The 13,398-nt window shown below is 44.3% G+C and carries 13 protein-coding genes; 6 read left to right on the top strand and 7 right to left on the bottom strand.

Features of this window, described 5'->3' with window-relative positions:
- Window positions 1-208: 208 nt before the first annotated feature.
- Together nagE and glnS are read left to right on the top strand one after the other, a co-directional pair.
- The gene (gene nagE / locus L1076_RS10205; protein WP_038865705.1) at window positions 209-1,783 is read left to right on the top strand and encodes an N-acetylglucosamine-specific PTS transporter subunit IIBC; all 1,575 of its coding nucleotides are present in this window, start codon (window positions 209-211) and stop codon (window positions 1,781-1,783) included.
- A 236-nt stretch (window positions 1,784-2,019) separates the two neighbouring features.
- Window positions 2,020-3,690 carry a glutamine--tRNA ligase gene (gene glnS / locus L1076_RS10210; RefSeq protein ID WP_038865703.1) on the top strand — a complete coding sequence of 557 codons (1,671 nt, stop codon included), beginning with the start codon at window positions 2,020-2,022 and terminating at the stop codon, window positions 3,688-3,690.
- 53 nt (window positions 3,691-3,743) lie between these two features.
- Here the strand turns inward: glnS and L1076_RS10215 are convergent, their stop codons facing one another.
- Together L1076_RS10215 and fcrX are read right to left on the bottom strand one after the other, a co-directional pair.
- Window positions 3,744-4,331 (bottom strand): type II secretion system protein, encoded by a 588-nt coding sequence (locus tag L1076_RS10215; RefSeq protein WP_039976314.1) that lies wholly within the window; start codon window positions 4,329-4,331, stop codon window positions 3,744-3,746.
- A 71-nt stretch (window positions 4,332-4,402) separates the two neighbouring features.
- Window positions 4,403-4,852 carry a ferric iron uptake transcriptional regulator FcrX gene (gene fcrX / locus L1076_RS10220; protein WP_010643296.1) on the bottom strand — a complete coding sequence of 150 codons (450 nt, stop codon included), beginning with the start codon at window positions 4,850-4,852 and terminating at the stop codon, window positions 4,403-4,405.
- Between the two features lie 199 nt (window positions 4,853-5,051).
- Between fcrX and L1076_RS10225 the strand changes: the two genes are divergently transcribed.
- On the top strand, window positions 5,052-5,555 hold the full coding sequence (locus L1076_RS10225; RefSeq protein ID WP_038877569.1) for a DUF4442 domain-containing protein: 504 nt from the start codon (window positions 5,052-5,054) through the stop codon (window positions 5,553-5,555).
- Window positions 5,556-5,609: 54 nt separating this feature from the next.
- Here L1076_RS10225 and fldA read toward each other — a convergent pair whose 3' ends face one another.
- From fldA to L1076_RS10240, 3 genes are all read right to left on the bottom strand, one after another.
- Window positions 5,610-6,143, bottom strand: a complete 534-nt coding sequence (fldA, locus tag L1076_RS10230; RefSeq protein WP_038865696.1) for a flavodoxin FldA — start codon at window positions 6,141-6,143, stop codon at window positions 5,610-5,612.
- Window positions 6,144-6,191: 48 nt separating this feature from the next.
- Window positions 6,192-6,413, bottom strand: coding sequence for a DUF2788 domain-containing protein (locus L1076_RS10235; protein ID WP_005446406.1), 222 nt, complete (start codon window positions 6,411-6,413; stop codon window positions 6,192-6,194).
- A 112-nt stretch (window positions 6,414-6,525) separates the two neighbouring features.
- Window positions 6,526-7,293, bottom strand: coding sequence for an alpha/beta fold hydrolase (locus tag L1076_RS10240; protein ID WP_038877575.1), 768 nt, complete (start codon window positions 7,291-7,293; stop codon window positions 6,526-6,528).
- Window positions 7,294-7,385: 92 nt separating this feature from the next.
- On the opposite strand from L1076_RS10240, the gene seqA reads away from it, so the two are divergent.
- Together seqA and pgm are read left to right on the top strand one after the other, a co-directional pair.
- Window positions 7,386-7,928 carry a replication initiation negative regulator SeqA gene (seqA, locus tag L1076_RS10245; protein ID WP_038865694.1) on the top strand — a complete coding sequence of 181 codons (543 nt, stop codon included), beginning with the start codon at window positions 7,386-7,388 and terminating at the stop codon, window positions 7,926-7,928.
- A gap of 92 nt (window positions 7,929-8,020) precedes the next feature.
- A complete protein-coding gene (pgm, locus tag L1076_RS10250; protein WP_186175037.1) occupies window positions 8,021-9,667 on the top strand; it encodes a phosphoglucomutase (alpha-D-glucose-1,6-bisphosphate-dependent) in 1,647 nt (548 codons plus the stop codon).
- 203 nt (window positions 9,668-9,870) lie between these two features.
- Here pgm and L1076_RS10255 read toward each other — a convergent pair whose 3' ends face one another.
- The gene (locus L1076_RS10255) at window positions 9,871-10,623 is read right to left on the bottom strand and encodes a DUF1853 family protein (RefSeq protein ID WP_186175038.1); all 753 of its coding nucleotides are present in this window, start codon (window positions 10,621-10,623) and stop codon (window positions 9,871-9,873) included.
- Between the two features lie 132 nt (window positions 10,624-10,755).
- Between L1076_RS10255 and L1076_RS10260 the strand changes: the two genes are divergently transcribed.
- Complete coding sequence (locus L1076_RS10260) at window positions 10,756-11,514, top strand: Nif3-like dinuclear metal center hexameric protein (RefSeq protein WP_038877579.1); 759 nt, start codon at window positions 10,756-10,758, stop codon at window positions 11,512-11,514.
- A gap of 201 nt (window positions 11,515-11,715) precedes the next feature.
- On the opposite strand, the gene L1076_RS10265 is transcribed toward L1076_RS10260, so the two are convergent.
- Complete coding sequence (locus L1076_RS10265; protein WP_038865686.1) at window positions 11,716-13,005, bottom strand: citrate synthase; 1,290 nt, start codon at window positions 13,003-13,005, stop codon at window positions 11,716-11,718.
- Window positions 13,006-13,398 lie beyond the last annotated feature (393 nt).

The raw sequence follows: 13,398 nt of genomic DNA on the forward strand, positions 1-13,398 counted from the left end.
TAAAACGCCATTTTTTCGTATAATAAAATAAGTTTTATGATCTCGCTAGCAAAAACCTTCCCAAAGGGCTGTTTCTGGTGATTATGATCACAAACAATGAGCTTTTAATTTGCGGAGCAAAATTAATATCATAAACTGGTAGCGACTAAATTGAACGACTGAAATAAGTCATTCGACAAAACATAAAATCCTATAGGGGGAACTTAAGGTGAATATTCTTGGATACGCGCAGAAGTTAGGTAAAGCTCTTATGCTTCCTATCGCAACGCTTCCAGTTGCAGCGCTTTTACTACGTTTGGGTCAACCTGACCTTTTAGACATTGCGTTTATGGCATCAGCTGGTAATGCAATCTTTAGTCAACTACCACTACTATTCGGTCTAGGTATCGCGATCGGTCTTTCTAAAGACGGTCAAGGTGCTGCTGGTCTAGCAGGTGCAGTTGCTTACTTCGTGCTAACTGCTACTGCAGCGACAATTGATGCAAGTGTTAACATGTCATTCTTCGGCGGTATCATTGCAGGTATCATCGCTGGTCACTCTTACAACGCTTTCCATGCTACTCGTCTTCCTGAGTGGTTGGCATTCTTCTCTGGCAAACGTCTAGTACCAATCATGGCGGGTCTATTCTCGCTTGTAGCTGGTGCTCTTGCTGGTGTTGTATGGCCAACAATTCAAGGCGGTCTTGACGCGCTAGCGCACGCAGTTTCTACTTCTGGTGCTATCGGTCAGTTCGTTTACGGCACGCTTAACCGCGCACTTATCCCTGTAGGTCTACACCACGTACTAAACTCGTACTTCTGGTTCGGTATGGGTACGTGTCAAGAAGTTCTAGTATCTGGCGCAACTGCTGCTGGTCAAGCACTTCCTGCTCTACAACAGCTTTGTGTTGACCCAGCTCTAGCTAAGACTCTTGTTGCTGGTCAAACTCACACATTCGAATTCGCTAACTCTGTAACTCCAGAAATCACTGCAACAGTTAAAGAAGTAACTGAAACGCTTAAATCTGGTGACCTACATCGCTTCTTCGGCGGCGATAAGAGCGCTGGTGTATTCATGAACGGCTTCTTCCCTGTAATGATGTTCGGTCTACCAGGTGCGGCACTAGCTATGTACCTAGCAGCACCAGTTGAGAAACGCAGCCAAGTTGGTGGCGCACTATTCTCAGTAGCGTTCTGTTCATTCCTAACAGGTATTACAGAGCCTCTAGAGTTCATGTTTGTGTTCCTTGCTCCTGCTCTATACGCAATGCATGCCGTATTTACTGGTCTATCTCTAGTACTTGCAAACATGCTTGGCACGCTACATGGCTTTGGTTTCTCTGCGGGTCTAATCGACTTCGTACTGAACTACGGTCTAGCTACTAAGCCTCTAGTGCTTCTTGCTCTAGGTCTAAGCTTCGGTGCTCTATACTTCTTCACATTCAGCTTCGCAATCCGCGCATTCAACCTGAAATCGCCAGGTCGTGAAGATGACGATGAAGATGCATCTGCTGCTCCAGCTGGTGATGCACCAAAAGGTGACCTAGCTCGTCAATACCTGAAAGCACTAGGTGGTCACGACAACCTAACTTCAATTGACGCATGTATCACTCGTCTACGTCTTACTCTTAAAGACCGCTCAGTCGCTGACGAAGCTGTTCTTAAGAAACTTGGTGCGAAGGGCGTGGTTAAGCTAGGTGAAAACAACCTACAAGTTATCCTTGGTCCTCTTGCAGAAATCGTTGCTGGTGAAATGAAAGCAATCGGTGCAGGTGAAGACCTATCAGATGTAAAACTTCCTTAGTAACATCTTAAAGACTCTCTATAAAAGACCTCCTTCGGGAGGTCTTTTTTTGTTTCAAGCGTTTCAATATGCTTTGGTTTCCACCTAAGTAGAGAAATATTGCCTTTTTAACGACGGTTCTTGTTGTCTAATCGCTAAGAATTGTGGATCATTAGGAACAATGCACTCTGCAAATCCAACCTTGGTTGTGGAGTTCTGTTTTCTCTGACAATACTAATATTTTTGAGGTGCTATAGATGAGTGAAGCTGATGCTCGTCCATCAAACTTTATTCGCCAGATTATTGATAAAGATCTAGCGGATGGTAAACACACTAGCGTGCATACTCGATTCCCGCCGGAGCCGAACGGTTACCTGCATATCGGTCATGCTAAGTCTATCTGTTTGAACTTCGGTATTGCTCAGGACTACCAGGGTCAATGTAACTTGCGTTTTGACGATACAAACCCTGAAAAAGAAGACATCGAATACGTTGAGTCTATCAAGAAAGATGTAAACTGGTTGGGCTTCGAGTGGGATGGTGAAGTATGTTACTCATCAAACTACTTCGACAAGCTTTACGAATATGCAATTGAATTGATTAATAAAGGCTTAGCGTATGTTGATGAGCTAAGTCCTGAGCAGATTCGTGAATACCGCGGTACGCTAACGGCTCCGGGTAAACCAAGCCCATACCGTGATCGCCCAATCGAAGAAAACCTAGCGCTATTTGAAAAAATGCGTGCAGGTGAGTTCGAAGAAGGCAAAGCGTGTCTTCGCGCTAAGATCGACATGGGTTCTTCATTCATGGTAATGCGTGATCCAGTTATCTACCGTGTACGTTTTGCGACTCACCACCAGACTGGTGATAAGTGGTGCATTTACCCAATGTACGACTTCACACACTGTATCTCTGATGCATTAGAAGGCATTACGCACTCTATCTGTACTCTTGAGTTCATGGATAACCGCCGTCTGTACGACTGGGTTCTAGACAACATCACGATTGATTGCCGTCCACACCAGTACGAATTCAGTCGCTTAAACCTTGAATACACAGTGATGTCTAAGCGTAAGCTAAACCAACTAGTGACTGAGAAATTGGTTGATGGTTGGGATGACCCACGCATGCCAACCGTATCTGGTCTGCGTCGCCGTGGTTTTACTTCTGCATCTATTCGTGAGTTCTGTAAGCGTATCGGTGTAACGAAACAAGAGAACATGATTGAGTTCGGTTCACTAGAATCTTGTATTCGTGATGATCTAAACGAAAACGCACCACGTGCGATGGCCGTTCTAGATCCAGTTAAGATCGTTATCGAGAACTTTGAAGAAGGTGCGGTAGAAACTCTGACGGTTGCTAACCATCCAAACAAACCTGAAATGGGCGAGCGTGAAGTGCCATTCACTCGTGAAGTTTGGATTGAGCGCGAAGATTTCCGTGAAGAAGCAAACAAGAAGTACAAGCGCCTTGTTCTAGGTAAAGAAGTACGTCTACGTGGCGCATACGTGATCAAGGCTGAACGCATCGAGAAAGACGCGGAAGGCAACATCACGACAATCTTCTGTACTTACGATGCTGAAACGCTAGGTAAGAACCCTGCAGATGGCCGTAAAGTGAAAGGCGTAATCCACTGGGTATCAGCAGACAAAGCATTGCCTGCAGAAATCCGCATGTACGATCGTTTGTTCACAGTACCAAATCCAGCGGCTGCGGATGACTTTGCTGCGACGATCAACCCAGAATCACTAGTGGTTCTAAACGGTTTTGTTGAGCCAAGCCTAGCAACGGCAGAAGCAGAAACAGGTTATCAGTTTGAGCGTATGGGTTACTTCTGTGCAGATTCAAAAGATTCTTCAGCAGATAACCTAGTATTCAACCGTACGGTTGGTCTACGTGATACTTGGGCGAAAATCGAGAACCAATAATCTCAATACCTCGCTAACAAAAATGCCAGCAAATTGCTGGCATTTTTTATGTCCTATGGTAGACGAGAGGGCTTTGATGTCGTCACTGTGCCCGCTTTTGAGTCGTACCATATGACAAAGCTTGAGTTCTCGGGAGTTCGTTCGTAACCTTTTTTTGTATACGTGTAATAGCAAACGGATTGGTGGGAGTCATTGTCTCTGATACGGCGCGTTATAAAATCAAACCTATCGTTCGCATTCCGATTATTCGATAGCGAGTATTCATCACCTAATAGAGCTTGCCATACGGCAATACATCCTGCGTTCCCTTGGCCAATATTGTATGGGTTACCAATATTCCCACTGGCGTTGCCTTTGTTTGTTCCTAAAGGGTAGCCAAATTCATTGACATCCAATTCTCCGCCACCATAGCCATCTATATTTTGCTGTGCTGCTGGTGTCCCCCCGTTAACTAACCACTGGCTTTGGGTGAACTTAACTGCCGTTTCAAATTGGTCTGCGATGGCTTCCATCTTGGCTTCGTAGGCGTCATCCTGAAGGTTTAGGAATCGCGGTGCGGCTACAACAGCCAGTATCCCAAGAATAACAATTGCAATAATCAGTTCGAGTAAGGTAAAGCCACAAGAATTCCTTTTCTTCATTGCTTGTCTCCATAAAAAAACGCCAGCCGAAGCTGACGTTTAGAGTCTTTATTAATAAAAAGCGTTACTTTTTATTTTGCAGGCTTGTGCGCGTCAGGATTCGTCTTACAAGAACCATCGCTACATTTACCGTATAGGTACAAGCTGTGGTTAGTAAGCGTAACATTGTACTTAGCTGCGATTTCTTTTTGACGTTCTTCAATCACGTCATCTGAAAACTCAATTACTTCACCACAGTCTAAACATACTAAGTGATCGTGGTGATGTTGAGTTGACAGTTCAAATACTGATTTACCGCCTTCGAAATGGTGGCGAGTAACAATACCAGCATCATCAAATTGGTTTAATACACGATAAACGGTTGCTAGACCAATCTCTTCACCTAGATCGATTAGCTTTTTGTACAAATCTTCAGCACTGATGTGCTGGCAGTCTGGCTGCTGAAGTACTTCTAGAATTTTTAGCCTTGGAAGGGTTACTTTTAAGCCCGCATCCTTCAGCGCCTGATTATTATCTGACATATACTTTCCCGTTGGATCATCTGCAGCGATTTAACAGAATTCAATATTCCTACCATTATAGGCGAAGCGTACTGAACATTAAACCACGAACTTCAAAGGGTTAATAGATTCTTTTTGTAAATTAGAAACAGGTCGATTATATTACAGATCAGACCAGTTACATTTTTATAACATTGCATCGCAAAGGCTATGGATAGGTATGAATAAGCGACTTGCCAAGATTTATAAACCAGGGATTGTTAAGTTTGCGCTTAATATTTGGCCGCCATTTTGGGGCTCAGGTATCAAAATCTTACATATTTCTGAAGACTTTCGAACGGTTAACGTTCGTTTGAAGCTCCGTTGGTGGAATAAAAACGCAAATCGTACCCAGTATGGCGGTAGTATCTTCTCGCTTACGGACCCAATTTATTCTCTGATGTTGATGGGCATTTTACGGGAAGAGTATTTTGTGTGGGATAAAGAGGCGAGTATCAACTTCATCAAACCGGGACAGAGTGATTTATTTGCCGAGTTTGAAGTAACAGAAGGAATGCTAGCTGACATTTACCAAATGACTCGTAACGGTGAAAAGTGCTTTCCAGAGTTTATTACCTATGTGAAAGACAAAGAAGGTAACGTTGTATCGGAAGTGCAACGGAAGTTGTATGTGAGGAAGAAACCTCAATATCGAGAAGAAGAGGTCGCAACGGAAGCTTCTTGATAGACAGATACAAAAAGACCTCCAAGGTGGAGGTCTTTTTCAATAGGTGCTGTATTAGCCTTCAAGCTCAGCTAGGCACATCTCTTCATAGATTTGCTTAACCCAGTTTTCGACACGTTCATCAGTCAATTCTGGTTGACGATCTTCGTCGATACATAGGCCAACAAACTGGCTATCGTCGCCTTCTACAAGTGCTTTAGACGCTTCAAACTCGTAACTTTCAGTTGAAGTGTGGCCAAGGATAGTACCGCCTTTTGCTTCAACGATGTCACGAACTGTACCCATCGCATCACAGAAGTACTCTGCGTAATCTTCTTGGTCACCACAACCAAAGATAGCGACTAGCTTTGTTGAGAAGTCTACTTGCTCAAGCTCAGGGAAGAAATCATCCCAATCACATTGCGCTTCACCGTAGTACCACGTAGGGATACCTAGAAGAAGAAGATCAAAGTTATCAATGTCTTCTTTGCTGCTTTTTGCGATGTCTTGAACGTGAACTAGTTGTTTACCTAGTTGCTTTTGAATCATCTTTGCAACGGCTTCAGTATTACCTGTGTCGCTACCGAAGAAGATACCTACACTTGCCATAGAGTCTATACCTTTACATTGTTTGTTACTGGCGATGGGGAGAAGAGCTTAACCAAGCCCTGTGCCTTCCCAACTGAGCTGAATCAGGCCTTTCGCGATGAAACCAGCGCAGCCAAGGAAAAGAACCAACCACACAATACGACGACCGAAAACAGGTACGTTACCTTGTTTTAGCACATCTTTTATTGCCATCCCGATGAAAAAGAAGATAGCAGCAAAAAGCAGATCGAGCCCAATCGACTCGAGCATGTCCATATAGTCGTATAGCATTGTCGTCCTTCATGCCAAAAATTCTTGGGCGCACTATACCACTGTTAAACAGTAAAGTTAATGCACAACAAGAAGGGTTATTTCAATAATCTGGCGTTGTTTTTCGAATTTGTTAACTCGAAATATATTTCCTGATCACACGCATTACTTCAGCAGGTTTCTCTGCATGTAACCAGTGTCCGGTATTGGCGATAATGTGTGCTTTTGCGTTGTTAAACTGACGCTTAACAGCAGGCTGATGCTCAGGCATTAGGTAGTCTGAATCACCACCTTTAACAAACAGAGTTGGAATATCTGTGGTCGCAATTTCTTGCCAGCCAATAATCTGATCATAATTGTTGAATAAGCTTGCGACATTAAAGCGCCAATCCATTTTGTCACCGTTCCTATACAGCGACTTCGACAAAAATTGTCTTACGCCGTCCATTTCAATGTGTTGAGCAAGAATATCCATGGTTTGTTGGCGATTACTTGGTTGTTCTTTGACTACCGCTTGTAGACCACGAAATACATTGTCGTGACGATTTGTGTTGTAGGCAACTGGTGCCATGTCTAAAACGATCAGCTGTTTTATTAATTCAGGAGCGACATCTGCTAGTTTCATTGCAACCTTACCACCCATAGAGTGGCCGATTACTAACGCAGGCTCGATGTCGATATTGCGAAGTAAATCAGCAACATCTTGCGCCATGACTTCATAGTTGTGTGTATCTGAATGGAAAGAGAGACCGTGATTTCGTAGATCAATGCTGATCACGGAATGATCTTGGACGAGGTCGCGAGCCAGTAAACCTAGATTACTGAAACTGCCAAACAATCCATGAATCAAAACAACCGTTTGGCCTTGGCCTTCCTGCTTATAGTTGAGTAATGCTGACATTTTATCTTATTCGTGATGGGTTTAACGTGGAGTATCCGCGAGGATCTCGTTATAATCCCCCAGAGTTTAAACATTGAGAATGTGAAAAGCGAATGAAAACAATTGAGGTTGATGAGGATCTATACCGTTACATTGCGGGTCAAACCAAGCATATCGGTGAAAGTGCCTCGGATATTTTACGACGCCTTTTGAACCTTGATGGTCAGTTGCAGGAAGCCGTCGTGGCACCTGTAATCGAGCAGCCACAAGGGATTGTAGTAAGTAAAGATGCTGGTAAAACAGAATCAGTGGATACCGTAAAAGAAATGCGTTCTCTACTGATTTCTGATGAGTTTGCTGGCCTTAAGAAAGCGATTGATCGCTTCATGTTGGTTCTATCAACCTTACACACGTTAAATCCAGAGAGCTTCTCTCAAGCAACGAAAGTAAAAGGGCGCAAGCGCGTTTACTTTGCTGATAATGAAGATACTCTGCTAGCAAACGGCAATACCACCAAGCCTAAAGCAATTCCTGGTACGCCATTTTGGGTAATCACTAATAACAACACCAGTCGCAAGCGACAGATGGTTGAGCAGGTGATGACTCATATGGAATTCCAGCCTGACTTGATAGAGAAAGTAACAGGTTCAATCTAAGAAACCTGATAGAAGCCTCATAATGTGTAGCGTATAGCGGATATTATGAGGCTTTTTTGATTTTATTTGTATTTAAAGAAAGGATGTCAAACATGGCTATGCACCCTCGTGCTGGGCAAAAAGCGCAGCAGGAAGATCTTCATAATATCCCAGCACTCGTTGCTAACTACTTCTTACTTCAACCTGATGCATCAAATGCAGAGCATAACGTTCAATTTGGTACTTCTGGTCACCGCGGTACCGCGGACAAGCACACCTTTAACGAAAACCACATTTTAGCGATCGCTCAAGCGGTAGCAGAAGTTCGTGCTGAGCAAGGTATAACAGGCCCATTGTTTGTGGGCAAAGACACGCACGCGCTATCTGAACCAGCGTTTTCAAGTGTGATTGAAGTATTGATTGCAAACGGTGTGACAGTGATTGTCCAGCAAGACAACGGCTACACGCCAACGCCTGGTATTTCACACGCGATTCTGACTTATAACATCAAGCATGATGACAAAGCAGATGGCATCGTGATTACCCCATCTCATAACCCACCACAAGACGGTGGTATTAAATACAACCCGACTCACGGTGGTCCTGCAGAAGCTGAACTGACTCAAGCGATCGAAGATCGTGCGAACGCTCTGATTGCAGAAGATTTACAAGGTGTTAAACGCCTACCACTGGCAGAAGCGAAAGCATCGGATCTGTTTGTTGAGATGGACTTGGTGAAACCATACATCGATGATCTCGTGAACGTTATCGATATGGAAGCAATCCAAAAAGCAAACCTGAAGATTGGTGTAGATCCATTGGGTGGCAGCGGCATCGATTACTGGCGTCAAATTGGTCAGGCATACAACCTAGACCTAACGCTAGTAAGTGAAGCGATTGATCCTTCTTTCCAATTCATGTCATTAGATAAAGACGGCGTTGTACGTATGGACTGTTCTTCTCCTTACGCAATGGCGGGTCTATTGGCACTGAAAGACGAATACGATCTAGCATTCGGTAACGACCCTGACTATGACCGTCACGGTATCGTTACGCCAAAAGGTTTGATGAACCCGAATCACTTCTTAGCGGTTTGTATCGATTACCTATACCGTCACCGTGACGCGTGGGGTAAAGATGTCGCTGTGGGTAAAACGCTAGTATCAAGTGCTCTGATTGACCGTGTTGTTGCGGACCTTGGTCGTGAGCTATGTGAAGTACCTGTTGGTTTCAAATGGTTTGTAGATGGTCTGTACACTGGTAAGTTTGGCTTCGGCGGCGAAGAAAGTGCTGGTGCGTCTTTCCTTCGTAAAGATGGTACGCCTTGGTCAACAGACAAAGATGGTATCTTGCTATGTCTTCTAGCGGCAGAGATCACTGCGGTAACGGGTAAGAACCCTCAAGATTACTATGAAGAGCTAGCGGCGAAGCACGGTGAGTCTAAGTACAACCGTATTCAAGCTGTAGCAAATGGCCCACAAAAAGACGTACTGAAGAAGTTGTCACCAGAAATGGTTGCGGCTGAGACTCTAGCTGGTGATGCAATCACTGCTCGTCTGACGCACGCTCCAGGTAATGGTGCAGCGATTGGTGGTCTTAAAGTAACGACAGCGAATGGTTGGTTCGCTGCACGTCCATCAGGCACTGAAGACATCTACAAGATTTACTGTGAAAGCTTCAAAGGTGAAGAGCACCTGAAACAAATCGAAGCCGAAGCACAAGAAATCGTTAATCAAGTATTTGCAGCCGCTGGTTTGTAATTCAAACGATTAAGGTTCGAAAGGGTCGACATTGCGTCGGCCCTTTTTGTTTGTGAAGAGGGAACGCTGCGCTTCGAGAGTCGGGAACGCTTCGCTCTAGGAATCGAGAGGTGCTCGTTGAGAGTATAGCGGAAAGGTATTTTGATTAAGGAGGTGTTGACGGAACTTGTCCCTAGAAAAGCAAAATAAAATCGTTTCCCGTTTTAGTTCGGCCACGCATCAGGTACAACAAACCAAAATTGACCACTCTTTGTTTGAGCGTGAATAAACCTATCTGATGGTTTATCGATGGGTTCCAAGAACTCCTCATTGCCAATTGCCCATAGTGGTTTGGAAAGAGCATATAAAGGTTCTTTAATCCCTTCCCATTGGCTTTGATAACACCAATTGCCGGATATTTGGCTTTGGTTCAGCTCGTAACCTAAACAGGTTGTAGGGGTTGGCTCGTCTGAAAAAGGATTTACATAGAGGCGACCTTGCATCAGCAAGTGTTCGCTCGGTACAACGTCTAACGGTAACTGCTGGTGGAACTCTTCTCTCTGGCTCATTTTTAGTTGGTGGGTAAGCATGCGATCGAGTTTCTTATGCAGTTGGTCGTGTGCATTCGGGCCATACCAAATGCCTTCATTCAGTAAGTAAAATTTGATGGCCACTTCCCAATGCTCGTATTGTTTGGTTTCCTGATTCTCGAGGATCAAATCGACGGCGCCAATTGTGCGGCCAGTCGTGTCGTTGAGTTGAATCTCTTCAGCAACCAGTTCATATCGAGGTGAGCAAGTCAGTAGCTTGGTGCAAAGGTGTTGGTAAAGGAAGCCAAGTCGTGGATTGCCATCGTAATCTTCATTGTCCGATAGAGGTGGTGTCAGAATGTCTTCGACGGTGACAAAGGGCGTTTGAAGTTTAAAAAGTGGTGGGGTGCTAGCAATCCATTGATAGAAACGTTGTAGAGAATTCATCCATTATCCTTGTTGTCGCAGGCAGAGCCTCTCTATTGTATCGAAATTTATTCTGGTAGGGGATGCCACAACTAGCATCCTGATCGCGGTTCGATATACACTTTGTTTAAGCCACAAGTATTGGAAGTAACAATGAATAATTTACAGCTGGAAAAGATCCTTAACGAGAAATTATCGCCGCAACTTATTAAAGACTACGCACCGAATGGAATGCAAGTTGAAGGTAAATCAGAAATCAAACGCATCGTGACAGGCGTAACGGCCTCACAAGCATTGATCGATAAAGCCATCGAGTTAGAGGCTGATGCACTGCTTGTTCACCACGGATACTTTTGGAAAGGTGAACCAGAGCCAATTCGTGGTATGAAAGGAAAGCGTATCCGCAGTTTGATCAAAAGTGACATCAACCTTTACGGCTACCATTTACCGCTAGATATTCATCCTGAGTTGGGTAACAACGCAGAGTTGGCACGCTTGCTAGACATTGAAGTGGAAGGTGGCTTAGAAGGACACCCTCAATCTGTCGCTCTGTTTGGCCGCTTAAAACAAGCAATGACTGGCACTGATTTCACGAACAAAATCAATCACGTATTAAACCGTGAACCTTTGCATATCGCGCCTGACAATGCAGAAAAAATGATTGAGACGGTAGGTTGGTGTACCGGTGGTGGTCAAGACTTCATTGAGCTTGCTGCTCAACATGGATTAGATGCATTTATTTCGGGCGAGATCTCAGAACGTACGACTTACACCGCTCGTGAATTGGATATTCATTACTTCTCTGCAGGTCACCACGCAACCGAACGTTACGGCATTAAAGCGTTGGGTGAATGGTTAGCGCAAGAGCACGGGTTAGACGTCACGTTTATCGATATTGATAACCCAGTATAAAAGGGACAGGCTTCGCCCTGTGAGATGCGAAAGTGTTAAGAAATTATCTCTCGCATTCCGAAGCGAAGCGTTCTATGGGGCGTAGCTCGTTCGCGTCTCTTCAAAAAAGAAAGGGTTGACGCTTTCACGTCAACCCTCATATTTATTCGATTCTCGATTCTCGATTCTCGATTCTCGATTCTCGATTCTCGATTCTAACGCCTACTCACGCTCGTGCAGTGGAGAGAACTCACGTTGAGTTTCACCAGTGTATAGCTGACGAGGACGACCGATACGGTTTAGTGGGTCGCTGTGCATTTCGTTCCAGTGAGCAATCCAACCGATAGTACGAGAAATCGCGAAGATAACCGTAAACATCGATACAGGAATACCGATTGCTTTTAGGATGATGCCTGAGTAGAAGTCTACGTTCGGGTATAGCTTCTTAGACACGAAGTATTCGTCAGAAAGAGCAATACGTTCAAGTTCCATTGCAACGTCTAGCAGTGGATCCTTGATGTTTAGCTCTTTTAGTACTTCGTGACATGTTTCACGCATTACCGTTGCACGTGGATCGTAGTTTTTGTAAACGCGGTGACCGAAGCCCATTAGACGGAATGGATCATCTTTGTCTTTTGCACGCTCTACGTATTCAGGGATGTTATCTACGCTTCCGATTTCTTCAAGCATCTTCAGACACGCTTCGTTTGCACCACCGTGCGCAGGACCCCATAGAGAAGCAATACCTGCGGCAATACATGCGAACGGGTTCGCACCAGAAGAACCGGACAAACGAACCGTTGATGTCGATGCGTTTTGTTCGTGATCTGCGTGAAGCGTGAAGATCTTATCCATCGCACGAGCAACAACAGGGTTTACTTCGTATTCTTCACATGGGTTTGCGTACATCATGTGTAGGAAGTTTTCTGCGTAGCTTAAGTCGTTACGAGGATAGATAAATGGCTGACCGATAGAGTACTTGTAACACATCGCCGCCAATGTTGGCATTTTAGACAGTAGACGGTACGCCGCGATCTCACGGTGCTCGTCGTTGTTGATATCGAGTGAATCGTGGTAGAAGGCCGCTAGTGCACCAACCACACCACACATTACTGCCATTGGGTGTGCATCACGTCGGAAGCCATGGAAGAAGCTTGCGATTTGTTCATGCACCATCGTATGGCGAGTAACCGTTGTTTTGAATTGCTCGTATTGCTCACGGGTAGGGGCTTCACCATAAAGCAGGATGTAACATACTTCCAAGTAATCTGCGTTATTGGCTAATTGATCAATCGGGTAGCCGCGGTGCAAAAGAATACCTTTGCCGCCGTCGATGTACGTGATTGATGATTCACAAGATGCAGTGGCAAGAAAACCTGGGTCAAAAGTAAAGTAACCATTGGCTCCCAGTTTACGAACATCAATCACAGGTGTACCTAGCGTACCGTCCATAATTGGCAGTTCGATCGGCGCATGACCTTCAACGTGAAGGGTAGCTTTCTTATCCGCCATAACAATCTCCTTTGTTTATTATTTAATCCGTCCAGGATGTTTATGTGCCATTTTTGTACTGTTGTTAAAGCTTAAAGTCAATTTTTCTCCATTTTTGTGTGCACTTGTTATGATTTTTCTCATGAAAATCGTTAAAAATCTGTTCTATGTAGCATAATTTGTTACATCAATTGTATTAGAATGTTGCTGGCCGTATATTGGCACAGAAAATTTTAGTTAAATCCTTATAAATTCGGGGCTGGAAACAAAAGTGAGGTTTGTTTACTGACTCCGTTTGTTAACAAAGTGTTTACAATTATCTCCGGACATATTGCGAGTATTTGTTAATCAAATGTTAACTTTTGTACGTTTGGAAGCTGAAATTGGTTATAACAATAAATGCTCAATGGAGCT

The organism is Vibrio sp. MMG023, assembly GCF_021654215.1.
In the GTDB taxonomy this organism is placed as follows: Bacteria; Pseudomonadota; Gammaproteobacteria; order Enterobacterales; family Vibrionaceae; genus Vibrio; species Vibrio jasicida.

What these genes read in the sequence shown, in the direction of transcription:
- L1076_RS10215 (WP_039976314.1), bottom strand. Translation starts at nt 4,331, where the DNA reads ATGAAGAAAAGGAATTCTTGTGGCTTTACCTTACTCGAACTGATTATT.
- L1076_RS10260 (WP_038877579.1), top strand. Translation starts at nt 10,756, where the DNA reads ATGAATAATTTACAGCTGGAAAAGATCCTTAACGAGAAATTATCGCCG.
- L1076_RS10225 (WP_038877569.1), top strand. Translation starts at nt 5,052, where the DNA reads ATGAATAAGCGACTTGCCAAGATTTATAAACCAGGGATTGTTAAGTTT.
- glnS (WP_038865703.1), top strand. Translation starts at nt 2,020, where the DNA reads ATGAGTGAAGCTGATGCTCGTCCATCAAACTTTATTCGCCAGATTATT.
- L1076_RS10255 (WP_186175038.1), bottom strand. Translation starts at nt 10,623, where the DNA reads ATGAATTCTCTACAACGTTTCTATCAATGGATTGCTAGCACCCCACCA.
- seqA (WP_038865694.1), top strand. Translation starts at nt 7,386, where the DNA reads ATGAAAACAATTGAGGTTGATGAGGATCTATACCGTTACATTGCGGGT.
- fldA (WP_038865696.1), bottom strand. Translation starts at nt 6,143, where the DNA reads ATGGCAAGTGTAGGTATCTTCTTCGGTAGCGACACAGGTAATACTGAA.
- L1076_RS10235 (WP_005446406.1), bottom strand. Translation starts at nt 6,413, where the DNA reads ATGCTATACGACTATATGGACATGCTCGAGTCGATTGGGCTCGATCTG.
- L1076_RS10265 (WP_038865686.1), bottom strand. Translation starts at nt 13,005, where the DNA reads ATGGCGGATAAGAAAGCTACCCTTCACGTTGAAGGTCATGCGCCGATC.
- L1076_RS10240 (WP_038877575.1), bottom strand. Translation starts at nt 7,293, where the DNA reads ATGTCAGCATTACTCAACTATAAGCAGGAAGGCCAAGGCCAAACGGTT.
- fcrX (WP_010643296.1), bottom strand. Translation starts at nt 4,852, where the DNA reads ATGTCAGATAATAATCAGGCGCTGAAGGATGCGGGCTTAAAAGTAACC.
- pgm (WP_186175037.1), top strand. Translation starts at nt 8,021, where the DNA reads ATGGCTATGCACCCTCGTGCTGGGCAAAAAGCGCAGCAGGAAGATCTT.